The organism is Cupriavidus sp. SS-3 (genome assembly GCF_035818815.1).
Classification (GTDB): domain Bacteria; phylum Pseudomonadota; class Gammaproteobacteria; order Burkholderiales; family Burkholderiaceae; genus Cupriavidus; species Cupriavidus taiwanensis_C.
Map to the genome: position 1 here is coordinate 20,231 of NZ_JAYLVT010000021.1, position 23,772 is coordinate 44,002.

The following is a 23,772-nucleotide window of genomic DNA, read 5'->3' on the forward strand; positions in this document are numbered from 1 at the left end:
TTTCAACAAATAGAGGTTCCCCGAGATGAAGAGTCTTGAAGGAAAGGTCGCCATCGTCACCGGCGGTACAGGCGGGATTGGGAAAGGGATCGCGCTAGAGCTTGCTGCTCTCGGTGCCATCGTCGTCATCAGCGGCAGAACGGCAGCGAAGGCCGAGGCCGTGCTCGCCGAGATCCGCCAAGCCGGAGGAACCGGGGACTTCCTGTCCGGCGATGTCCGTTCGAAGTCGGATATGGACGCGGTGGCAGCCGAGACTGCGCTCCGTCATGGTGGCATCGACATTATTGTCGCGAACGCCGGGGGCAACGACGACGAGGCACGCCGCCACGATGTCAGGGCACCGTTCGGCGATATCGATTTGTCGCGTGTTTGCGCTGTGGTGGCAGAGAACACCGCTGCGAAGCTGCTCCCGGTACAGTCGGCGTTGCCCTTCATGCGCCAGCGCGGAGGCGGAAGCGTCGTGTTTGTGACCTCCGAGGGGGGCAGGGTCCCCACGCCCACCCAGACAGCGGTCGCGACCTTCGCCGGCGGGCTGATCAGTGCGAGCAAGGTGCTTGCCAAGGAACTGGCCAGAGATCGGATCCGCGTGAACTGCGTGTGCGTGACCGTGGTGCGCGACAGCCCCTCCTGGCAGGCTGCGTTCGAGAAGGAGGGCGGGGTGTCGGAGCGCCACCGAAAGCAATACGAAAAGATCATTGCGAGCAGCCCGCTCGGCGTGGCGGCGCCGCAAGACATTGGCCAGGTGGTGGCATTCCTGGCTTCGGATGCCGCGCACTACCTCACGGGGGCGACACTCAGTCCGACGGGTGGGTTGACCATTCACTGAGGAAAGTGGCGACGCCAGGTGGAACGGTAGTTCCGGGCCTGGTCCGACAGGTAACGACAGCACACCAACGGCTCAAGCCAGGATCCATGTCCGGCTGCAGGTCACGAGCCAAACCTCTGGCTCAACTCTGTGCCTGACCCCGGCCATCCGCGAATGCGATCGACCAGCGGCGACGCATCAAACAGGCCAGTGCAAACGTCATGAGCGCGAGTACAAGCAGCGCTGCACGCACGCCGATGTGGTCGGCCAGCGCGCCGAATGCGGCGGCGCCGCTTGCACCGCCGCCCATGGCGGCCATGAAGAAAACTGCCATTCCCCGTGCGCGAAGACGGTCTGGCAGAGCCAGTTGAGCGCTGACGTTCAGGGAATTGCCGATAGCAATCCACCCAGCGCCGCAGATCAGCAGGATTGGCGCTGCCAGCCACGCGTGCGGAGCTAGCCCGACGCCTGCAATCGCCATGCCGAGCACGAGCGAACCCTCCGTGACGATTCTTTGCGACCCGAAGCGCGCCCGCAGCCGTGGAAGCACCATCACAGCCGTCATGGCCCCGGCGCCCACGCATGCAAGTAGCGTCGTGTAGACCATCGCGCTGCCGATACCATACGCGCGCGCGAGCAGCGGCAGCAATGCCATCAGTGCCGTCACGGTCGTAAAGAGTACCCAGATGCGCACGGTTGCGGCGCGCAGGCGGCAACTGCGCCATGCGTAACGCAGGCCGGCTCGTATCGCCTGCGGGAAACGCACCGTGCGACGCTTGCGCGGCGGCCCTTCATAGTCCCATTTCCAGATCACCAGCGCGGACGTAAGCGAGAGCAGCGCACCGAGGAAAAACACCGAGGCGCCGCCCCACATTGCCAGGAACAGACCGGCGACGAGGGGCCCTCCCACGCGTCCGCCGTGCACGGCAAGGCCATGCAACGCCATTGCCTGCGGCAATTCCGGACGTGACACGACTTCGGGCAGCAAGGCGGAGAACGCTGGCCAGCGCAGTGCGGCACCCACACCTCCGGCGAAGACCAGAGCCAAAAGCAAAGGGGTGTTGAGGGTATCGGTGTAAGTCACTACCGCCAGCGCGGTCGTAGTCGCCGCCGTACACAAGAGTGTGACGAGGAACCACCTCCGTCTGTCCACCTGATCCGCCAGTGCGCCACCGGGAAGCGCCAACAGGAATGCGGGCAATGCCGTGGCTGTCTGCACCAGTGCGACCAGGGTCTTGCTGTCGGTCAGGGTGGTCATCAACCATGCCGCGGCAACGTCGCACATCCAGACGCACACGTTGGCGGCGACCCACACCGACCAGAGCACCGAAAACCGCCGGTTGCGCAGCGGTCCCCAGGCGGTGGCAGTAATGGCGTCAACTGGCTTGCGGGGCGGCGCGGTCATGTGGTTCTTCTCCTATGTATGTCGATTGCACATCGAAGCCACGCAGCATCGCAATGGTCTGCAAGCATACGTCCCGTACTTTGAAAGGCTGTCTGCAGGCGAAGCCAGAGGATTTCCGGCGCGGATACCGGGGCGCCTGCGATGCGCTTATCCCGCCCCCATCAGACGGAGGATTGTTAAGTGATGATTACCACTGTGGTCCGGATGACGTACTTGTTTAGCTTCAGTTGAATGCCTACATTCATTCCTGCGAACTCATCGTTCAACCACATCCCCAACGAGGTGAACCGAATGGAAACTGTCAAGATCAAGAACCAGTACTGGGATATCGCAGCAGATATCCATTTCCCACCGGGCTTCGACGCGAAGAAGAAGTACCCGGCCATCATCAGCGCGCACCCGATCGGTAGCTGCAAGGAGCAAACCTCCGGTAACGTCTACGGCGAGGCCCTGGCGAAAGAAGGCTTTGTTGTCCTTGCATTCGATGCGAGCTTCCAGGGCGCCAGCGGTGGCGAGCCACGCTACATCGAAGATCCCACCCTGCGTGTCGAGGATTTCCGCGCTGTCGCCGACTATCTGGTGACGCTCGACTACGTTGATGAAGATCGTATCGGCGTGCTGGGCATCTGCGGCGGTGGCGGCTATTCGATCAACGCTGCAATGACCGAACGGCGCATCAAGGCGGTGGGCACCGTCACTGGCGTGAACTACGGCAGGCTCATGCGCGAAGGCTTCAGCGGATACGATCCTGTCGGCGCGCTGGAAGCGATGGCAAAGCAACGCACCGCCGAAGCGCGCGGCGCAAAACTGCGTGTCGACGACCTGCTGCCGTCGTCACCGGAAGAGGCAAAGAAGCGCGGTCTCACGGAAATCGATGTGTTCGAGGCCACGGAGTACTACCGGACCCCGCGGGGCCGGAAGCCGCACGGCGCCAATCGGTCGCTCTTCTCCCACCAGGGGGCAGCTGTGGGCTGGGATGCGTTCCATCTCGCGGAGGTGCTGCTCACTCAACCGCTGATGGTGGTTGTGGGGGACAAGGTCGGCGCCTTCGGTGCGTACCGGGATGGATGCGAAATCATTGGCCGCGCACGATCCCAGAAAAAGGAACTGGTCGTGGTTGAGGGATGGTCGCACTACGACCTCTATGACAAGCCCGAACCCGTGTCCAAGGCGCTCGCCAGGCTGATTCCGTTCTACAAGGAAAACCTGTAAGCAAGGCAGGCGTGACTCCGGTCGAGCCCGCCTTCAGTCGTTGACGCCACAGCACCGATTGCGACAAGGCGTCGGTGTGAGGGCATTTGCTTCGCGGATATCGAACCGAGGCTTCGAAAAGCGCCAATTGCAAGGTGCGTTACGCGCGACTAACTTGCATGGACTAGAAGTGCCGCAGTTTCGACTGCGAGCCACGACAACGACTCGGAGACTGTTCAATGCGAGGCATGGTTTTTCAGGGGAACTGCAAGGTTGAGGTGCTCGATTTCGACGATCCCGTTCCCGGACCCGGAGAGGCGATCATCGAAATGAAGGCGTCGGGTATGTGCGGAACCGACCTGCATTACTACCGCCACGGCATGGCTGAGTCCCTGGCGATGCTCGGGCTAAAGGATCGTATCGAGTCTGACACGATTATCGGCGGACATGAGCCATGCGGTGTAGTGGCTGCGCTTGGACCGGGCGTAGATCCGAAGACCTTCAAGGTCGGTGACCGCGTCATCGTCTTCCACTACGCGGGTTGCGGCCTGTGTGACCACTGTCGGACGAGCTGGACTCAGCTATGCGACCACGGCGCTCGCATCTATGGGGTGTTGAGCGATGGTGGGCACGCTAACTACATGAAAGTGCCTGTATCGTCGTTGGTGCATCTGCCGCAGGAGGTGTCCTTCAAAGCCGGCGCAGCCGTGGCTTGCGGCACCGGTACGGCCTACGGTGCACTGCAGCGCCTTGATATCAGCGCGCGCGATACGGTTGCCATCTATGGCCTTGGCCCGGTTGGCCTGTCGACGGCACAGCTCGCCGCAGCCATGGGGGTCGAGGTGTTCGGCGTGGATATCCATCCGGATCGCGTCGAGCAGTCGAAGGCGTTCGGCGTTGTACATGCCATCGATGCGAGCAAGGTGGATCCCGTCGAGGAGATTCACAAGCTTACGGGCGGAAGGGGCGTGTCGTGTGCGGTGGAGTGCGCGGGCAGTGAGGTACCGAGAAGCCAGGCGGTTCGCAGCACAAAGATCTGGGGGCGCGTGGTGCTCGTCTCCGTCGGCGGGAACATGACGCTGGACGTGATGAAGGACCTGATTGGCAAGCAGAGGACCTTGATGGGGTCTTTCACCTTCTCGGAGATCAGCATGAAGGGCTGCGCCCATTTCATCGCCGACCACGGCGTCGAAGTGGACAAGCTCTTCACCAGCGAATGGGAGCTCGAGCAGGCCAGTGAGGCCTATGCCGACTTCAATAAGCAATCTGGCGGCAAAGGTGTTTTCGTCTTCTGACGAATCCTGTACCAGGTGCAAGCCAAATTCTGAATCCTGCCGTTGACCACGGCAGCGGGAGTCAACATGACGAATCGGACTATCGAACTGAAGCATCCGCGCCGGCTGTATATCGGCGGCGAATGGGTGCAGCCCTCCACTTCGGAAACCTTTGACGTGCTCGATTGCTCGACGGAAGAAGTCGTGGCAACGGTAGCGAAAGCTTCGTCCGTGGATATGCAGCATGCCATTTCCGCGGCCCGGCGGGCCTTTGACGAGGGCCCCTGGCCACGCCTCACGCCCCAGGAGCGGGCAGTCTATCTCGAGAAGTTCGCTGACGGGCTGGAAGCACGGAACGACGACTTTGCCCGCGTGTGGGCGATCGAGACCGGGATTGTTTACAAGATCGCCCAACCCCGCATCGGGCTGTTCATCAGCGGTGCCTTCCGGCAGTACGCGGCGATGGCATCGACGTTTCCCTTCAGCGAACCGCATCGGTCGGTCACCGGAAACGAAAGCTATCGCGTCTATGAGCCCGTGGGTGTGGTGGGCGAGATCATCCCCTGGAATGGCCCGGCGGGCCTGATGGCCTACAAGACGGCACCAGCGCTGCTAGCCGGCTGCACGCTGGTGATCAAGTCGCCGCCCGAGGCACCATGTTCAGCCTACATGCTGGCGGAGATCTGCGAAGAGATCGGGCTCCCGCTGGGCGTGATCAACGTTGTGACGGCGGACCGGGACGTGTCAGAAGAGCTGGTCCGCCATCCCGGCGTGGACAAGATCACTTTTACCGGATCCACCGCCGCCGGACGTCGGATTGCGTCGATTGCCGGCGATCGGGTGGCACGTGTCACCCTGGAACTCGGCGGCAAGTCGCCGGCCGTCATTCTCGATGACTACGATGTCGAGAGCGCGGCGAATACGCTTGGCAATTCGTACTTTGGATACAACACTGGCCAGATCTGTCACAGCCTGACGCGCGTGATCGTGCCGCGCGCCAAGCACGACCTGATGGTTGAAGCCCTGTCGGACATCGCACAGCGGATCGTCCTTGGCGATCCGTTTGCAGCGACGACGACATCGGGGCCGCTGGCCAGTGCGCGGCAGCGTGATACGGTCGAACGCTTCGTCGCCGGAGGCGTGGCGCAGGGAGCTGTGCTTGCGACCGGCGGCAAGCGGCCAGCGCATCTCGGACGAGGTTTTTTCTTTGAGCCTACCGTCTTCGGCAACGTGGACAACCGTTCGACGATCGCGCAGGAAGAGATCTTTGGCCCGGTCCTGAGCATCATTCCGGCCGATGACGAAGCCAGTGCGATCCGGATGGCAAACGACACACCGTTCGGCCTGAACGCGGCGGTCTTCACCAACGACCGGGACCGGGCGATGCAGGTGGCGCGGCAGATCAGGTCAGGGACTGTCGGCCACAATGGTCCGCGTACCGACTTCTCGATCGGCTTTGGCGGCTTCAAGCAGTCAGGCATTGGCCGGGAGGGGGGCGTGGAAGGGCTGACGGCGTTCATGGAGTCAAAAACGATCGTCCTGGCCTGACGGGCAGTGCCTGCTGCCGTCTCAAAGTGCAAGGGAACGCTCTGAAGCTCGGGCCGGTTCCCGGCACCTCAGAGAAGCGCCTGCTGGAATGCGCTTGGCGGCGCGCATGGCTGTGCACGCATGCGCACCGCACGTCATCGCCAGCCAGTTGCGCTGCGGAATGCAGCGCTCAGCACAGCCGGCCCCTGGGTGCCGGCAATGCGCTCGTCGACGGGGGGTTAACCCCCGTGGCGCCGATTCGATCCGACGTTCAGACTTTATCTAACGTGCGTCAGGTGTTCCCATGACCGAATTCAACCGCCTGCACCTGATCCGGCAAGTCGATATCTTCACGCTGCGGTTGTTCCTTTCCGCCGTCGAAGAGCAGCAAATCGGACGCGCCGCGATCCGCGAGAACATCGCTGCTTCGACGGCGACCAAGCGTATCCAGGATCTGGAGGACATCGCCGGCGTCAAGCTGCTGGAACGCGGGCCCAAGGGCGTGGTGCCGAGTCCCGCGGGCGCCGTGCTGGTGCGCTACGCCCGCCAGATCCTGGACAGCATCGAGAACCTGCGCTCCGAGATCTCCGCCTTTACCGAGGGCATGCGCGGCAAGCTCGTGGTGGCGTCGGCGCGCTCCATCATCGTGCCGTTCCTCGCCCGCGAACTGGGCGACTACGCGCGCGACTTCCCGTTGGTGGAACTGGTGGTGAATGAACTCGAGAACATCGCGATTGTCGATGCGGTGTCGCGCGGCAATGCGGACATTGGCGTGTTCGCCATGGCGCATGAACTGGACTTGGGCGGTGTCGACGTGACACCGTACCGCCGCGACCGGCTGGCCGCCGTGGTGCCCCTCACGCATCCGCTCAGCGCGCGCGAGACGGTCAGGTTCGAAGACCTGCTGCCGGAAAGGCTGATTCCGGTGGAATCGATGGTGGGCATGTTCCGCGCCGCGGCGAAACGGCTGGGCGCCGAGTTCGCACCGTCTTTCCACGTGGTCAGCGCAGGCGTTGCCACCAGCCTGGTACAGGCCGGCCTGGGCCTGACCGTGCTGCCGGAGTGCCTGTTCAGCCATGAATTGTTCGACCAGGTCGCCTGCGTGGCCATTGACGAGTCCTGGGCGGTACGCACCACCCACATCGCCACCGCGCGCGGCCGTGTCCTCAGCCCGCCTGCCGCCGCGCTGATGAAGCAACTGCTCGACCGTCCACGCGGAGAGCCGCCGGCATCCGAGCAGGGCTGACCCTTACCGAAAAACCGCGGCGCTGCCTCGGCTTGCCGCCGAGCCACGGGTACCCGCCAGTCACTTCGACTTCACCGAATCGACGCTTCGGAAAAGGCCAGTTGGTTTGCCGGCTGCACACCACTACGCTTCCAACACGCATCGCAGCGACGTACCGCTGCCATGCAGGCAGATGCCAACGCACACCATTGGAGGCAATACAGTGCAACCGAATTTCCTGAATGAATCGCAGGTCCTGTGGCTCGATACCGTGAACCGCTTCATGGACAACGAGGTCACAGTCGAGTACATCCGCAAGTGCGATGTGAACCGCGACTACCCCTACGAGGCCTACGAGAAGATCGCCAAGCAGGGCTGGCTGGGCCTGCTGTTCAGCGAGGAGGAGGGCGGCGCTGGCGGCGACATCTTCGACTACACGCTGATGGCCGAGGGCCTGGGCAAGTACGGCTTCGACTTCGCCGCCGCGATCCTGGTGCCCACCTTCACCGCGATGAACATCGCCAAGTACGGCACGGCCGCACAGAAGGACAAGTACATCAGGCCGTTTATCGAGGGCAAGATCCGCTTCTCGGTGTCGATCTCCGAACCCGATGCCGGCTCCGACGCCTCCAACACCAAGACCCGCGCCCGCCGCGACGCCAACGGCGACTGGATCGTCAGCGGCCAAAAGCTGTGGTGCAGCGGCGCGGCCGCCAAGGACGTGGTCATCGCCATGCTGGTGCGCACTGACCCGGACAACAAACACGGTGGCCTGTCGGTGCTGCTGATCCCCAACGACACGCCCGGCCTGGTCATCAACAAGCTGCCCACGCTGTCGCGCCATGCCACCGGTACGACAGAGATCTTCCTCGACAACGTGCGCGTGCCCGCCGACGCCATGCTGGGCGAGGAGGGCCAGGGCTGGAAGATCATCACCGAACACCTGGAGCTGGAGCGCTGCTCGGTGGCCGCGGCCTACGTGGGCAACGCGCAGGAGGCCGTCTCCAACGCCGTGCGCTACGCCCATGAGCGTATCCAGTTCGGCAAGCAGCTGTGGGACTTCCAGGTGCTCAAGCACATGCTGGCCGACCGCCAGACCGAGGTCGACGCGGCCCGCCTGCTGTGCTACCGCGCCGCGCAGATGGCGGCCGAGCACATGCCCTGCAGCCGCGAGGTGTCGATGGCCAAGCTCTACGGCTCCGAGACGCTGAAGGCCTGCGCGCTGACCGGCATGCAGGTGCTGGGCGGTTACGCCAACCTGCCGGAAGCCGACATGGAGCGCTACCTGCGCGAAAGCATCCAGTGCACGATCGGCGGCGGCACCTCGCAGATCCAGAAGACCATCATCGCCAAGTCCATGCGCATGGGCTGAGCGCGCAACGACTTCAAGGAACCATCGAAATGACTGACACGACCAAGCGCGTTATCAACAACCGTATCGACCAGACCTTTGATGAGCTGCAGGTTGGCCAGGTGTTCCGCTCCGGCGGACGTACCGTCACCGAAGCCGACGTGGTCAATTACTGCGCACTCACCGGCAACTGGATCGAGATTCACTCCAACACGCACTACGCCTCAAAGACGCGGTTCGGCCAGCGCCTGGTGCAGGGTTCGCTCACGTACTCGATCGTCACGGGCCTGATCCAGTTTGGCCTGGGCATCCAGGCAAACTACGGCATCGACAATATGCGCTTCCGCAACCCGGTGTATATCAACGACACCATCTACGCGGTGTGCGAGGTGATCGGCAAGAAGGAGAAGGACGACAAGTACGGCGTGATCAAGTTCCGCATTAGCGCGATCAACCAGAACGGCGACCTGCTGCAGCAAGGCGAATGGAGCCTGCTGATGCTGCGCAAGCGCGAAGACCTCGACGCGCTGATCGCATCGTCGCTGCCCGAACTGAAGGCGGCCTGAGGCATGGCGGCCATGTCGACCAAGCCAGTGGCAGCCATCATCGGGATGGGCGATGCCTATGCGTCCCGGGCGGATCGCAAGGACCCCCTGCAGCTCGCAGCCGAAGCCACCCGGCGCGCGTTGCAGGACGCAGGCATCAGCAAGGACCAGGTCGACGCCGTGTACACGGGACGGTCGCCCTGGGCGGACAAGCGCTCGCAGTGGAGCAATATCTTCATCTCGCACATGCAGATGGCGGTCAAGCGCACCAGCGAGATCACCATGCACGGCGCGGGGCTGACGGCGACGCTGGCGGTTGCTTCCGAGATGATCGCGGCGGGCCAGGCCGAGTATGTGCTCTGCCTGCAAAGCGACGCGACCGAGCTGTTCGTCGATGCCGTGGCGATGGGCGCCGAGGCCGATGCCGATCCGCAGTTCGAGGTGCCGTACGGTCCGATCATCCCGGCGTTGTACGGCCAGGCCGCCTGCCGCTATCTGCATGAGTACGGCCTCACCGAAGCCGACCTGGCTGAGGTGGCGGTGTCGAACCAGCGTTGGGGCGTGCATCACCCGCACGCCGCCAAGGCCAGGTTTGGCGAGATCGACCGCGACACCGTACTGGCTTCGCCGTACGTCGCCACGCCCCTGCGGCGCTGGATGTGCTCCACCTGGGGCGGCGGCACCGGCGGCGCGCTGGTGATCACTTCGCCGGAACGGGCCAAGGCGGCGCGCAACCCGGTCTACCTGATGGGCTATGGGTCGGCCACCACGCATGAGTACCTGGGGGACCGCATGAACATGCGGTCGTGCAAGTTCCCGGAACTCGGGCAGATGCCGAACCTGACCTATACGGCGACGGCGGCGGCGGCAAGCCAGGCCTATGCCATGTCGGGGCTGACGCCCGCTGACATCGACATGGCGCAGATCTCGGTCAACTTCGCTCACATGGGACCGATCGTGATGGAAGACCTGGGCTTCGCGAGGAAGGGCCGCGGCATCGACGTGTACCGCGAAGGGCGTACTGGCCTGGATGGCGATTTGCCCACCGATACCAACGGCGGCTGGCTGTCGTTCGGCCAGCCGGGCATCTCCTGCAATATGGACAGCATGGTCGAGGCAGTGCGCCAGCTGCGTGGCGAACCGCTCGGCCAGTCGCCCAGCCGTCGGCCGGGGACTGTCCTGGTGCAGGGCGCCGGGGGCATGCTGGCTGCCGGCAGCGTGCTGCTGCTGTCTTCCTCCACCTGAACCTCATCGGAGCAAGTGATGATCCAAACGCAAGATGGCTGGCCGCAGCCGTACCAGCTTCTCGATGCCAAGCCCTACTGGGAAGGCCTGGGTGCAGGACTGCTGAAGTACCAGCATTGTGGCGGATGCGGCCAAGCGGTATGGCCGGCCCATTCCTTCTGCCCGCACTGCAGCGCCGACAAGCTCGCGTGGGAAGTCTCCGCGGGCCACGGCAAGCTGTACTCCTTCAGCACGGTGATGCGCGGGCCAACGCCGGCCTTTGCGGCGATCGCACCGTACACGGTCGGGTTCGTCGAGATGGATGAGGGCTATTTCCTGTTCACGCAGATCGAAGGGCCGCCGGAGACGCTGCAGATCGGCAGCCCGGTCCAGGCCCGGATGATCGAACGTGGCGGGCAGAGGCTGCCGGTGTTCGCCGGCGTCTGATGCAAGCAATCGCATGGCTCTCACGCTGGATTCATGCGATGAGGTGGTGCTGGCATAGAGCCCGGATCCACCAAGGCAAGCAGGAAGTAAAGGCATGAATACCACGCCGGCCGGGTTGCAGAAGATCGAAGGGAAGCCGTCGCGCATGAATGTGTTCGCCTGGGCGATCGCGCTCGCCACGGGGCTCGACTACTTCGACAACGCGATGTTCGGCTTCTTCACGCGGTACATCGCGGGCGGCATCAATGCGTCGCCTGATGAACTGGTCTGGGCGTCGACGATGTATGCCATGACCTCTGTGCTTGGCATCCTGCAGCAGCAGTGGTGGGTCGAGCGCGCCGGCTACCGGCGTTATGTCAGCGGCAGCCTGCTGTTGTTCGCCGCCGGCTCGGTGGCGTCCGCGTTGTCTGAATCGTCGATGGAACTGGCAGTGGCTCGTGGGCTGCAGGGGTACTTCATCGCCCCGATGATGAGCGCTTGCCGCATCCAGTTGCAGGTCAGTTTCAACCCGCAGCAGCGCCCGGCCGCCATGCAGGTGTTCCTGGTGATGATCTTGCTGGCGAGCGCGCTTGCGCCACTGTCCGGCGGCTATCTGATCGCACACTTCGGCTGGCGCGCGCTGTTCGCCGGCACGGCGCTCGGCGGTGCTGCTCTGGCGCTGTTTGCCTGGTTTGCTGTGCCGCATTCCGGCAAGGTGCACTCCGAAGCGCGCGGCGACGCGCATTTCTGGCCGTATATCCTGTTTGCTTCCGGACTGGGCGCGCTGCTGATCGTGATGCAGCAGGTGCGCTTTGAGGTGTTCAGCGCCTCGCCCGCACTCGTGCTCCTGAGCGTGGCCGGCCTGCTGGCGCTGGCGTGGTTCGTCTGGCACCAATGGCATCACCCCCGGCCCCTCGTTCGCCTCCATGCATTGCGTGAAAAGACGTTCCAGGTCGGGATCGTGCTGTACATGCTCTTTTACTATCTGAGTCACTCAATGGGCTACCTGGTTTCGCGCTTACTGGAAGGCGGGCTTGGCTACCCGGTGGAGAACGCCGGGCAACTGGTTGGCGTCACGTCACTACTCTCGCTGCCCCTGGCATTCGCGTACTTCCGGTACGCATCGCTGGTCCAGCACAAGAAATGGATGATCGCTCCCGGCTTCCTGCTGGCGGCTCTGATCGGCGGCTGGATGGGGCATATGCCGCCCGGCGCCAGCGTGTCGTGGCTGGTGCTGCCACTGGTCCTGCGCGGCATGCTGTTGTTGTTCGTGGCATTGCCTGTGGCCAACGTCACTTTCCGGATCTTCGCGGTAGAAGAGTTCAACCACGGCTACCGCTTCAAGAACATCGTCAAGCAACTGACCTATTCATTTGCCACGGCGACCATGATCATCCTGGACCAGCACCGGTTCGCTCTTCATGATTCTCGTCTTGCCGAGTTCGTGAACCCGTTCGACGCGATCTACCAGGCCACGCGCGATCGGATGGTCCATGCATTCGAGAGCACGGGCCACACCAGCAATGAAGCCGCCAGCCTGGCGCTGCATGAGATCGGCCGCATGGTCACGCAGCAGGCAAGCTTCCTCAGCACGCTGGATGGCTTCTATTTTGTGACGTGGGTCGCCGTTTGCGGCGGCATATTTGCGATGTGGCAAAGACGGATCGATTGAACATGACGCCGGAAGATACCGAAGAAGCCAGCGACTGGCGCGACTGGGAGAACTTCTGCAGGGTAGTGGAAGAAGCAACAGCTTGGCATCCGGCTGCTGGAGAGAACCACCCGCCGCGTGCGCGTCACGGAAGCCGGCGAGGAGGTCTATGCGCGCGCGGCGCCTCTGCTCGCGGCGCTGCGTGACGTCGCGGCCGATGCGAAGTCGGCAACGCCGGAAGTCTGGGGAACGCTGCGGGTGAGCGCGCCCTACGAGAGCGGATGGCTGCATTTGTCCCCGGCACTCGCCAGGCTCCTCAAGACGTATCCCGACCTGCGCGTCGAGATCGATGAATCGCGAGGGGTGCCCGATCTCATCGAGCAGGGGTACGACGTTGCCTTTGTCAGGACCACCACGCAACTGCCAGGCAGCTCGATGGTGAGCAAGCGGGTGGTGGCAATGGAGCGGGCCTTTTATGCATCCGCTTCCCTGTGCAAGGCGCGTGGGCTCCCCCAGGCGCCACAAGACCTAGAAGCATGGCCTGCTCTCGCCGAGCCGGACGACCAGTACTGGGAGTTCTGCCAGGATGGGAAGGAGGTGGTGCGGATATCCGTGCAACCACGCATCCGAACCTCCAATGCGGAGATACGGGTGCGGGCCGCCATTGACGGGCTGGGGGTGGCGCGCATTGCGTCGAGCTTTGTCGAGGACTACGTCAAGCGCGGTGACCTTGTGCGGGTCTTGCCGGCATTCAGTTCATCGCCATCCAAGATCTATGCGCTGACGCCGGCGCGCCGGCTGATGCCGGCCAAGGTGCGCGCTTTGCTGAACGCCGTCGGTAGTGCCGACGAATAGCGACCGCCTGTCAGCTGGCGACCCACCGCTAGCCGGAAACCGGCTCTCGGTCGCCTGGGGGGCGCGACACGATGCGCCGTTTCCGACGCCCACTGGGCATTCATTCGGCACGGCAATTTCAAAGTACGGGACGCCTTGGGAGCCTTGGTTGACTGGCGAAGGGCCGAGGGTCACGATCGATCCACCAAGCCTTGTCTCACTCAGATGAGGCTACGAGTCAACTGGAAGTTAACGAGATGTCCAAGGTTCTTGAAGGTATCCGCGTCCTCGATTTCGGACGCTTCATTGCCGGCCCGTTCTGCGCGGCGCTGCTCGCGGACTACGGCGCTGATGTCATCCGCATCGATCGGGTAGGCGGCAGCGAAGACCGGTTCATCGTGCCGGTCACGGATTCGGGGGAGGGGGCGCTATTCCTGCAGTGCAACCGCAACAAGCGCTCGGTCACACTGGATATCGGCAGCGAACAGGGGCGCGAGGTGGTGCGCCGTCTGGTGGAAACGGCTGACGTGGTGGTGGCCAACATGCCGCCCAAGACGCTGGTGAATCTGGGGCTGGACTACGCCACGCTCAGCGCGGTCAATCCCCGCATCATCCTGACCGCTTCGACCGCCTTTGGCTCGCATGAAGGCGCTGGCCACCGCGTCGGATTCGATGGCGTGGGGCAGGCGCTCAGCGGAGCGGTCTATATGTCGGGCACGCCTGACAGCCCCACCAAGGCGATGGTGCCGGTGGTCGACTTCTCCACTGCCCTGTCGTGTGCGCTCGGCACCGTGATGGCATTGTATGAGCGGCGCAGCAGCGGCCGCGGGCAGTGTGTCGAGGCCTCTCTGCTGCAGACGGCGCTGAACCTGTCCAGCGGGGCGCTGATCGAGGAGGCCACGCTTGCCCTCGACCGGCAGGCGATCGGCAATCGCAGCCCCTCCTATGGACCCTCGGACATTTTCCGCGTGACCGACGGCTGGATCATCGCGCAGGTGATCGGGCAGCCACTGTTCCGGCGCTGGGCCAACCTGATTGGCGCGCCGGAACTGGTGGATGATCCGCGCTTTCGCGACGACCTGCAGCGCGGCGAGCACGGCGAGTTGCTGAGCGGGCTGATGGGCCAATGGTGCGCCACCCGCACCCGCGACGAGGCACTGCTGGAACTGGAGAAGGCCAAGATTCCGGCGGCGCCGATCTATTCCCCACGCGAGGCGCTCGATGATGCCTCGATCCAGGAGTCGGGCGCCTACATCTGGCTCGACTACCCGGGCCTGCCGCGCAAGGCGCCGATCGTGGCGCCGCCGGCGATGCTGTCGCGCACGCCGCCCGATGTGGTGCGCCGTCCACCCACGGTTGGGGAACACACCGAAGAAGTGCTTGCAGAGGTGGGCTATGACCTCGCCCAGGTGCGAGCCATGCGGGAGGGGGGCATCGTCTGACGGAGCACTCGCATCGGAGCAATGCGCGATGCGAAATGGTGGTTAGACAGTGACTACCGCAACGCAACCGGTCCGCTCATCGGCCAGCTCGAGTTGCTCATGAAGCCACGGCCCGCGCCCGCCGGGCCGGCCTGAGAACGCCCTTCAGTCAGACGCCTTCAGTGTGCAAAGATGCTTTGGACACCGTGTTCCATTACCTCCTCAAGCAGCGCTTCTTTCGAGTTGAAGTGGTAGTAGATGCTGGGCGCTTCAATGCTGCCGGCCTGGTCGGAAATCCCGCGCCCGTGTACGCCTGGCGAGTCCGGAGAAATTGCACGCTGCATTGAGAAGTAATCCGGTACGACGCGTGGGAAGGATGTGATGCGCGTTGATCTGGTCGACTTGAAACTGTTCACGCATATTGCGGAGGCGCAGAGCCTGACCGGCGGTGCGCGGCGATCAAACCTGTCGCTGGCCGCGGCCAGCATCCGCATCAAGCATCTCGAAAAGGACGTTGGCGTCAGGCTAGTGAGCCGCAGCAGCCAGGGCGTGAAGGTGACCGGAGCAGGCGAGACCCTGCTCGCCCACGCGCGCCGGGTAGTGCGCCAGTTGGAGCAGTTGAGCGGTGATCTCCAGGAGTATGCGGCAGGCGTGAAAGGCCATGTGCGCGTCTTCGCCAACACCACCGCGATGAGCGAACTCCTGCAGGCCGTACTTCGCACTTATCTTGTCAGCCATCCGGACGTGGCCATCGATATGCACGAGCGGCTGAGCCCGGACATCGTGCGCGCGGTGCTGGAGGGGATCGCCGACATCGGCATCATTGCCGGCAACGTGCGCACCGAAGGGCTCGAAGTCATGCCATACCGGCGCGACCGCCTGGTACTTGCCACCGCGCTGAGCCATCCGCTGGCCGGACGCAACAGCGTGGATTTCGTCGATACGCTGGACTACGACTTCATCGGCCTTCCGGAGGCAAGCGCGATCCACAATTTCCTCAAGCGGGCCGCCGCGGACCTGCAGCGTGAGTTGCGCTGGCGCGTCCAGGTCAGCAACTTCGAAGCCGCGTGCCGGATGATCGAGGCCAATGTTGGCGTCGGAGTACTGCCCGAAAGCACTGCGTCCCGTCACGCCGGTACGATGGCGCTGCGCATTGTCCAACTCGACGACGCTTGGGCCGAGCGCAAGCTGCAGGTATGCGTTGCCGACCTCGGCGCCTTGCCCTTTTTTGCACCGAAGTTGGTGGATCTGCTGGTCGAGGACAGTGTCGAGCGCCAGGACTGAAGGTGCCCGGTCATCGGGACCCCAAGCACCCGCTCAAGCAGATGCTCGACCCGCCCCATCTCTGCGGGGCGAGCGTTCTCGAAAAATGCCGGCAGGGATGAAGCAGTTGCAGCCGCCAATTGCCGAAATACCGACAAAGATCACCCCGCTTCTTTCGATGCACGGATACGGTCAGTCTTCCCATTGCCGTATCCGTGAGCAGGGCCTGTACACCCGGATTTCGGGATCAGCGGCACGAACACTGCTGCAACGACGGCCGGGACGACGAACGCATAGAAATTCCATTGCAGTCCCAGATTCGAACCGACGATCCACCCGCCGATCAGCGGACCGAGGATGGAACCGAACCGCCCCAGAGCTTGCGCTGCCCCAATCGCCGAGCCCCTGCAGGAAGCGGGGAAATGCGCAGCAATGTATCCGTAGATCAGGGTAGTGGTGCCGATGGATCCGATCCCCGCACCGAACACTGCGAGCATCAGCCATGCGAAGTCCAGCTGCTGGCTCAGCGCAATCAGCGACAGTCCGCCAAGGAGGAAGAACGGGATGATCACTCGCTTGGACCCGACACGATCAGCGAGCCAGGAGCCTCCGACCATGCCAACGACGGCGCCAAACTGCATCACCAGGAGGAATTGCAGGGACGAACCCAGCGGATAGCCAGCCTTACGCATCAGCTGAGGCAGCCACGTATTAAGCCCATAGACGATCAATTGCACGCAGAAGCACACAAAGGCGAAAAGGAGAGCGGAGAAGCGAAACTCGGCCGACATCAACTGACGGTATCCACGCGCTCCCGCTGTGGCATCCTGCAAGCGGTGCTGCTGCTGGTCGCGCAAAATCTGGGCGAGATCGAGGGAATACTGGGTGGCGAGTTGGCGCGCTTCCTCCATGCGGCCGCGGTCCACCAGGAAATTCACTGACTCAGGCAGGAGACGGTACATCACCGGCAGGATCAGCACGTAGAGCGCACCGAGGGCGTAGAGCGTGCGCCAGCCATGTGCCTGAAGCAGGGCAATGGCGAGCAAGGCGCAGATGATGCCGCCAACCGAGTAGCCTGTGAGCGTGAGCGCGTTGTACAACTGGCGCCGGTTCGTCGGCGCGTACTCAACTGTGAGCGCCACGGCCGACGGCACCACGCCGCCCAAGCCGATACCGGTAACGAAGCGGGCAGCCGCCAGGGAGAACGAGGAAGGCGCGATCGCGCAGAGGATCGAGCCGATGGAGAACCACAGCACGCCAATCATGATCAGGTTCCGTCTGCCCATGCGATCGGTCATCGGACCCGCCGCCCCCATGCCAACCATCAGGCCCACCAATGTCCAGCTTCCTATCATCCCCGCTGCCGCGGGGCCCAAGTTCCAGCCCGGCTCTTCCAGCAGGCGCGGAACGGTCGCGCCATAGATGATGAGGTCATAGCCGTCCGCCACCAGTGTCAAAAAGCACAAGCTAACTACTAGCAAACCACTGCGGGCTGGCAATGCTGTCTGATTCATGTTGTCTCCTTTGTCGTCGCCAATGTGCCGCTGAGCGAACTCACTTGCGTTCTGCAGGTGGTGGTTCGGCTGCCCTCGGTTGAGGCGGGTTGTTGCACCCACCCCGCGGCGCAGGCTTCCTGTCAGTCCTCCGTAGTCTGTGCGGCACTGCGCGCCGGCGTCAAAGTGCAACGCGAAACTGTCCCGTAGTTCGAAAATGAAAGTGCTGGGCCTCGAAGGGGATGGGGTATCCGTAGCCCAAAGGGCACGGGTGCGTGGTTCTGCGGTATTCCGAAGTACGGGACGTCCGCGAGGCGCAGGTTGCAAGCTTCTCGACTATCCTGCGTCATGTACGGCAGTAGGGAAGGTGAATGGACTGCCGATGGGAATGCAGGTCGCATATCGGCGGGTGTGAGACTACCAACTGGCTGAATCGGCTCCGTGGGACGAAGCCCAGGGCGGGGTAGCCTTCCAGCGGCCGGGAAAGGGCTCGAACGTAGATCTGGGCGTAGAACCAAGCAAAGGCACCTAGGAGAACGAAACCATGGAGAAAAAGCCAACAGGTCCCCTGGCGGGAATCAAGGTCGTTGAGCTGGGCGGCATCGGTCCGGGGCCGTTCTGCTGCATGCTGTTGTCCGACCTGGGTGGCGACATCATCCGCATTGATCGCCCGTCCCCGTCCGACGGGGGCGCACCGGTCGAGGCACGCTTCAACCTGCTCAATCGCGGCCGCCGCAGCGCGGCACTGGACCTCAAGCACCCGCAAGCAGTCGCGACCGTACTGCGGCTGGTCAGCCAGGCCGACGCGGTGATCGAGGGCTTCCGGCCCGGCGTAGCGGAACGGCTGGGGATTGGCCCCGAGGACTGCCATAAGGTCAACCCGCGGCTGGTCTATGGCCGCGTGACCGGCTGGGGGCAGGACGGCCCGCTCGCCCAGGAGCCGGGGCACGACATCAACTACATCGCGCTGACGGGCGTGCTGCATTCCGTCGGCAAGGCTGGCGAGTCGCCGTCTATCCCGCTCAATCTGGCCGGTGACTTCGGCGGCGGCTCGCTGTACTTGGCGCTGGGCGTGGTGAGCGCCATCCTCGAAAGCCGCATGTCGGGACGGGGGCAGGTGGTGGATGCCGCGATGGTGGACGGATCGGCGTCGTTGATGACGCTGATCTATGGGCTGCGGGCGGCCGGCTACTGGACGGACGAGCGGGGCACCAACCGCCTCGATTCGGGCGCTCCCTGGTACAACGTGTACGAGACGAAGGACGGCAAGTATGTCGGAATTGGCGCCAATGAAACGCGCTTCTACCGGAACGCCGTGAAGCTGCTGGGGCTGGATGCCGACAAGCTGCCGGGCCAGCATGACCGCGCCGGCTGGCCGGCGATGCGCGAGCAGTTTGCCGCCGCTTTCCGCACGCGCACGCGAGACGAGTGGGTTGTGCTCGCGGCTGGCACAGAGACTTGCATCACGCCCATTCTTTCGCTCGGCGAGGCACCGCACAGCCGCCATCTGCAGGCGCGCAAGACCTTCGTTGAAGTCGATGGCGTGGTGCAGCCCGCGCCGGCGCCGCGCTTCAGCCGCACGCCGGGGAGCATCCAGCGTCCACCGGCCCGGCCGGGACAGCACACGGACGAGGTGCTGGGCGACTGGGGACTCTCTGCGGAGGAACTTGCGGCCCTGCGCAGCGCGGGGGCGATCCGCTAGCGGGGGACAGAAGGAAGACGGTCGGGTACCAGCCTTCTCTGGGGAGCGCCTGAGTAGCGTCCGCTACGCGTCATGCTCGGGCGACAGGGCATCCAACAGTCTCTTGCCTTGCTGCCAGTCGGCGGTGTCGACCCATTCTGTAAATGCCCCTTGTATCCCGACCAGCGCCTGCCGCGCAGCTTCGGTCTTGCCGAGTTGTCCCCATAGCCGCGCCAGGCTGAGCGACGCGCCCAGCTCAAGCCACTTCGCACCTTGCTGGCGGGCAATCATGATCGCTTTATGAGAAAACGCTTCCGGTGCTTCGTGGTCCGACGACATGCAGGGCTGTGTGCCGAAGCGTTGGAGCAACAGTTCTTTCTCGAGCCGATGCAACTCCGCTTCATAGTAGCGTTCCCCCGTATTGCTCGCTCCGGCTAACGGGTCGGCTAGCACGCCCAGACCCGCATTGGCTTGGCCCGCATTCGCATGGGCTTGCGCCAGTAGGGCGAGAAAGTATGGACAACCGAACGCAGCGCCCGCAGCCTGGTAGGAAGTTAGGCCATCGCGCATCTGCGCGATGCCTTCCTCTCTGCTTCCCTGTTCGGCGATGCCCAACCCCGCAGGCATGGTTCCCCATGCCAGCCAGAACGGAAACCCCTGTTCGGCTGAAAGCGCGACTGCGGCTTCGGCGCATTCGCGAGTCTGCTGCACCTCGAGCATGTATTGATGCCGTTCTTCAGCTGTCATCCCCAGGAGGAAGCTGCTTCCGGTTCAGCTTTCGCAGCAGCTCACCATCGACCTTTTTTCCACTGTACGGGACATCCACGGCTCCTGCGTTGAACTTGCCGGCGTCCATTTCTATGCTTAGCCGCCGAAGTCTGTGTGCAGCAAGTCAAAAATTGGGACGTCATTCGAAACCCTTTCTCGAACGCGTTTCAGTGACTTCGTAGTGTCGAAAAAAGATGAGTAGCGAAAGTCGTTACCAAACCGGACGGGAAATCCACGTCCAAATCAGGAAAGAAGGAGGAGGCGCTTATGAAGTTGAAGTGCATTGCTATGGTATCAATGCTCGCTGGCGCGGGAAGCGCATTTGCGCAGACAAGTGTCACGCTCTATGGCGTGGTCGATGCCAACGTCGAGTATGTCAATCACGTTGGCGCGGTGCCGCAGGCAACAAACGGGTTCAACCCTGGGCCCGCCAATAGTGCTTACCGTATGGGCTCGGGCGGTCTGTCCGGATCGCGCTGGGGTATTCGTGGCACGGAAGACCTGGGTGGTGGGCTGAAGTCGGTCTTCGTCCTCGAAAGCGGCTTTGCCGCGGATACGGGTCTTGGCCAGCAAAGTGGTCGGATGTTTGGTCGCCAGGCTTTTGTCGGCCTGCAGAGCGCCAGCCTCGGGCAGCTGACTTTTGGCCGTCAGTACACCTCGATGTTTGATGCGCTGGCTAACTTTGCCCCGGCTGCCTTCGCGACGCTTTACGAACCGACGGTGTTGCAGAACGGTGGCAACTACCGGGAGGACAATACCGTCAAGTACACGGGGCAATTCGGTCCTCTGTCAGCATGGGCTCACTGGTCGTTCGGTGTTGGGTTGACCCAGCCGCAAGTCGCCGCAGCAGTGCCTGCATTCGGCGGCAACGGAGAGGTTCCCGGGCAGTTCCGCCGCGACAGCGCATATGGCGCAGCCGCGATGTACGCGTTCGGCCCGTTTGCCGGGACCATCGGCTACGATCAGTGGAATCCGTCGATTGGCATTGCCAGCGGTTCCGTCAAGAAAGCATCGGTTGCTGCGAGCTATACCGTTGGCACGGCGAAAATCATGGGCGGCTACCGTTGGGGGCAAAGCAAGAATGCAACGGATGCCGTGATGGTGCGCGACGATTACTACTGGATTGGCGCCAACTATCAGGCAACTTCTGCCCTGGGTTTTACGCTTGAGTATTCGTACGATAATCTGAAGAATCTGTACGGCAACAAAAATGCGCCCAATCCCTGGCAGATCGCATTTATTTCGAACTATGCCTTTTCCAAGCGTACAGATGTTTATCTGACCACCGCATACGCCAAGAACGCCGGCCTGACACTTGATTCATTGGCGACCGGCTACCTCACCAGCCTTGCCCTTGGCTCCAGCTACGTACTGCCAAGCGGTGGAAGTTCGATGCTGGGCGTGGCTATCGGCCTGCGTCACAAGTTCTAAAGTCGTTCGATTTCTGCCTGGCGAGCCACGTTGCCTTGCCAGGCGGATCGCGGCTTCACCAAGCAGCAGGGCCGTGCGATGCCGGTGGCACGGAACATCCGCTCAGGCCTAACGGCTTTCATGAAATCACACGCAATCGCTTCGCTTGTCCGCATTCCGCAGGTGCGGAACGGAAGGTCGCGACAGGTGTGTAGCTTTGGCGCCTTTCGGATTCCCGGAGGGTGCAGCGCGCGGCACCGCAGGGGCGCATGTGAAGTGGGTTAACCCCCATGGCATTCATCCGATCCGCCATTCAAAATTTACCTAACGATTGTCAGGTGACCGAGTCCGGATGCGGGACCGCCCCGGACGGAACTACGCCTCATGCACACGGAGAAGCCCATGTTGCAGCCAGCCGGCGCAAGGTCGAGGGATCACCAGTACGATATCGGCACGATTTTTCGAAGACTGGGCCGATCCGCCACGGCGGAAAGCGAGGTGAGGGTCATGCCGCTGGCACGCGGTCTGGCCGTGCTGGCAGCTTTCGGCCCGGAGCAGGTGTGGCTGGGCAACCAGGAAATCTGCCTCGAAACCGGCATCCCCGCGGCGACGGTGTCCCGCTTGCTGCAGTCGCTGGTCGCGCTGGGCTACCTGCACCACGACGAAGCGCGCCGCAAGTACCGCCTTACGGCGGCCTCGTTGTCGCTCGGTTACGCAGCCATCGCCGACCCCGCGGTCCGGCGGGAAGCCAACGTCGAAATGCGGAAGTTCGCCGAAGCTACGGATACCAACGTGGTGCTCGGCACACGAGACCGGCTCGATGTGATCGTGCTCGACAGCCGTGTTGGCAGCCAGGTAGTACTGGACCTGCGCCTCACTCCGGGTACGCGGCTGCATATTGCGTCGTCCCTGATGGGATCGGCCTTGCTGGCTGCGATCCCGGAACTCGAACGCTGCTACCTGCAGGGCAACGTGGAGCGAAAGGCCGGCCGCGAGTGGCCGACGCTACGACGGCGCATGGCTGAGAAGATCTCCCAGGTCCACGCACGGGGCTTCTGCATGTCGCTCGGCGAGTGGGAACCGGAGCTGGCTACGGTCGCCGTGCCACTCTGCGTGCCGGACCAGCCTCCCCTGGCATTGGCCTGCGTAGGCCGTACCACCCGCATGACGCGTGCCCGTATCGAGCGGGAGCTTGGGCCGCGGCTGGTCGCCACGGCGCAATTGCTGCAGGAGCGGCTGACGGCACGTGAGTAACGCGTGCCTGGAAACCGCACCGGAGTCCATGACGGAATCCAAGCGCCTGAACCTGATCCGCCAGGTCGATCTTCTCACGCGGCGGCTGTTCCTTTCCGCCATCGAAGAGCAGCAGACGGGGCGCGTCCGCCGGCCTGATGGTGTGTTCCCTACCTTGTAAGGCTCCCGGAGTGGCAATGACTCAATCCTCACCGGTCACCATGACGCTGGAGCGTGGCCTCAAGGTGCTGCGCGCCTTTCGCGCGGAGCGGGTGCCCCTGACCAACAGCGAGCTGGTGCGTCGAACGGGGCTCTCGAAGTCGACGGTGTCCCGGCTGACGGTGACGCTGGTCAGCCTGGGCTTCTTGCGCCGGGTGGCGGGCGGGCCGCAATTCGAGCTGGCCGGTGGTCCGCTCAGCATCGGGCACGCGTACCTGGAAACCAACGCGGTGACGCGGCTCGCCCAGCCGTTCATGCAGCAACTGGCTGACCGGCTCAACGTGTCCGTTGCACTTGCCGTGCCTAACCAGCTCGACATGCTCTACATTGCCTATCGGACCAGCACGCGCATCGCCACGCTGCGGCTGGGCGTGGGCTCGCTATTGCCGATGGGCCTGACAGCGATCGGCCGCGCTTGGTTGTGGGGGCTGCCCAAGGACGCACGGGCTGACTACGTGGCAACCTTGGTCGAGGCTGAGGGCCCGCAGGCGGAAGAGATCAGGAAGAACATCGAAGCCGCATTCGATGACTTGCGCGAGACCGGCGTCTGCATGTCGGTCGGTGAATACCAGCGCAACGCATATGGCATTGCCTTGCCGCTAAGGGTGGGCCGCGCCGGCATGCTGATGGCGCTGAACTGCGGCGCGGTCGAGCTTCGGCCGGACGTCGAGTCGATACGGGCGAGCATGGTGCCGGAACTCAAGGCCGCCGCGGTGGAACTGATGGTGCTGCTGCGCGATGTCGGTACCGAGGCCTAGTGCGCCGGTAGCGGGGTCGTGTATCCGTCCCGCAGGATCCGTCATGCGTAGGCCTGGATCGCGTTCCG

At 63.4% G+C, this 23,772-nt stretch carries 21 protein-coding genes; 18 read left to right on the plus strand and 3 right to left on the minus strand.

What is annotated here, in order from left to right; genetic code table 11:
• Positions 1-25 precede the first annotated feature (25 nt).
• Positions 26-826, plus strand: coding sequence for an SDR family NAD(P)-dependent oxidoreductase (locus tag U9J39_RS24795; protein WP_326348359.1), 801 nt, complete (start codon positions 26-28; stop codon positions 824-826).
• A 121-nt stretch (positions 827-947) separates the two neighbouring features.
• Here the strand turns inward: U9J39_RS24795 and U9J39_RS24800 are convergent, their stop codons facing one another.
• A complete protein-coding gene (locus U9J39_RS24800) occupies positions 948-2,210 on the minus strand; it encodes an MFS transporter (protein ID WP_326348360.1) in 1,263 nt (420 codons plus the stop codon).
• Positions 2,211-2,501: 291 nt separating this feature from the next.
• Between U9J39_RS24800 and U9J39_RS24805 the strand changes: the two genes are divergently transcribed.
• From U9J39_RS24805 to U9J39_RS24865, 12 genes are all read left to right on the plus strand, one after another.
• Entirely contained in the window at positions 2,502-3,422 is a 921-nt protein-coding gene (locus U9J39_RS24805; protein ID WP_326348362.1) for an alpha/beta hydrolase, read from the plus strand.
• Between the two features lie 218 nt (positions 3,423-3,640).
• Entirely contained in the window at positions 3,641-4,696 is a 1,056-nt protein-coding gene (locus U9J39_RS24810) for a zinc-dependent alcohol dehydrogenase family protein (protein WP_326348363.1), read from the plus strand.
• Positions 4,697-4,762: 66 nt separating this feature from the next.
• On the plus strand, positions 4,763-6,223 hold the full coding sequence (locus U9J39_RS24815) for an aldehyde dehydrogenase (protein ID WP_326348364.1): 1,461 nt from the start codon (positions 4,763-4,765) through the stop codon (positions 6,221-6,223).
• 283 nt (positions 6,224-6,506) lie between these two features.
• The gene (locus tag U9J39_RS24820; RefSeq protein ID WP_326348365.1) at positions 6,507-7,448 is read left to right on the plus strand and encodes a LysR family transcriptional regulator; all 942 of its coding nucleotides are present in this window, start codon (positions 6,507-6,509) and stop codon (positions 7,446-7,448) included.
• A 202-nt stretch (positions 7,449-7,650) separates the two neighbouring features.
• A complete protein-coding gene (locus tag U9J39_RS24825) occupies positions 7,651-8,799 on the plus strand; it encodes an acyl-CoA dehydrogenase family protein (protein WP_326348366.1) in 1,149 nt (382 codons plus the stop codon).
• A gap of 29 nt (positions 8,800-8,828) precedes the next feature.
• Positions 8,829-9,344 carry a MaoC family dehydratase gene (locus U9J39_RS24830; protein WP_326348367.1) on the plus strand — a complete coding sequence of 172 codons (516 nt, stop codon included), beginning with the start codon at positions 8,829-8,831 and terminating at the stop codon, positions 9,342-9,344.
• Positions 9,345-9,356: 12 nt separating this feature from the next.
• Positions 9,357-10,568, plus strand: coding sequence for a thiolase family protein (locus U9J39_RS24835; protein ID WP_326348368.1), 1,212 nt, complete (start codon positions 9,357-9,359; stop codon positions 10,566-10,568).
• An 18-nt stretch (positions 10,569-10,586) separates the two neighbouring features.
• Positions 10,587-10,994 (plus strand): Zn-ribbon domain-containing OB-fold protein, encoded by a 408-nt coding sequence (locus U9J39_RS24840; protein ID WP_326348369.1) that lies wholly within the window; start codon positions 10,587-10,589, stop codon positions 10,992-10,994.
• A 94-nt stretch (positions 10,995-11,088) separates the two neighbouring features.
• Positions 11,089-12,645: an MFS transporter gene (locus tag U9J39_RS24845; RefSeq protein ID WP_326348370.1), complete on the plus strand. Its 1,557-nt coding sequence runs from the start codon at positions 11,089-11,091 to the stop codon at positions 12,643-12,645.
• Between the two features lie 117 nt (positions 12,646-12,762).
• Positions 12,763-13,479 carry a substrate binding domain-containing protein gene (locus tag U9J39_RS24850; protein WP_326348371.1) on the plus strand — a complete coding sequence of 239 codons (717 nt, stop codon included), beginning with the start codon at positions 12,763-12,765 and terminating at the stop codon, positions 13,477-13,479.
• A gap of 236 nt (positions 13,480-13,715) precedes the next feature.
• Complete coding sequence (locus tag U9J39_RS24855; protein WP_326348372.1) at positions 13,716-14,900, plus strand: CaiB/BaiF CoA transferase family protein; 1,185 nt, start codon at positions 13,716-13,718, stop codon at positions 14,898-14,900.
• A 360-nt stretch (positions 14,901-15,260) separates the two neighbouring features.
• Positions 15,261-16,163, plus strand: a complete 903-nt coding sequence (locus U9J39_RS24865) for a LysR family transcriptional regulator (protein WP_326348373.1) — start codon at positions 15,261-15,263, stop codon at positions 16,161-16,163.
• Between the two features lie 140 nt (positions 16,164-16,303).
• Here U9J39_RS24865 and U9J39_RS24870 read toward each other — a convergent pair whose 3' ends face one another.
• Positions 16,304-17,656 carry an MFS transporter gene (locus U9J39_RS24870; RefSeq protein WP_326348374.1) on the minus strand — a complete coding sequence of 451 codons (1,353 nt, stop codon included), beginning with the start codon at positions 17,654-17,656 and terminating at the stop codon, positions 16,304-16,306.
• Between the two features lie 523 nt (positions 17,657-18,179).
• On the opposite strand from U9J39_RS24870, the gene U9J39_RS24875 reads away from it, so the two are divergent.
• Positions 18,180-19,337 (plus strand): CaiB/BaiF CoA transferase family protein, encoded by a 1,158-nt coding sequence (locus U9J39_RS24875; protein ID WP_326348375.1) that lies wholly within the window; start codon positions 18,180-18,182, stop codon positions 19,335-19,337.
• A 63-nt stretch (positions 19,338-19,400) separates the two neighbouring features.
• Here U9J39_RS24875 and U9J39_RS24880 read toward each other — a convergent pair whose 3' ends face one another.
• Positions 19,401-20,063: a hypothetical protein gene (locus U9J39_RS24880; RefSeq protein ID WP_326348376.1), complete on the minus strand. Its 663-nt coding sequence runs from the start codon at positions 20,061-20,063 to the stop codon at positions 19,401-19,403.
• Positions 20,064-20,351: 288 nt separating this feature from the next.
• On the opposite strand from U9J39_RS24880, the gene U9J39_RS24885 reads away from it, so the two are divergent.
• The 4 genes from U9J39_RS24885 (at position 20,352) to U9J39_RS24900 (ending at position 23,704) form a co-directional block, all read left to right on the plus strand.
• The gene (locus U9J39_RS24885) at positions 20,352-21,515 is read left to right on the plus strand and encodes a porin (protein ID WP_326348378.1); all 1,164 of its coding nucleotides are present in this window, start codon (positions 20,352-20,354) and stop codon (positions 21,513-21,515) included.
• A 381-nt stretch (positions 21,516-21,896) separates the two neighbouring features.
• Entirely contained in the window at positions 21,897-22,748 is an 852-nt protein-coding gene (locus U9J39_RS24890) for an IclR family transcriptional regulator (RefSeq protein WP_326348379.1), read from the plus strand.
• Between the two features lie 28 nt (positions 22,749-22,776).
• Complete coding sequence (locus U9J39_RS24895) at positions 22,777-22,908, plus strand: hypothetical protein (protein ID WP_326348380.1); 132 nt, start codon at positions 22,777-22,779, stop codon at positions 22,906-22,908.
• 16 nt (positions 22,909-22,924) lie between these two features.
• Positions 22,925-23,704 carry an IclR family transcriptional regulator gene (locus tag U9J39_RS24900; protein WP_326348381.1) on the plus strand — a complete coding sequence of 260 codons (780 nt, stop codon included), beginning with the start codon at positions 22,925-22,927 and terminating at the stop codon, positions 23,702-23,704.
• The last annotated feature ends 68 nt before the right edge of the window (positions 23,705-23,772 follow it).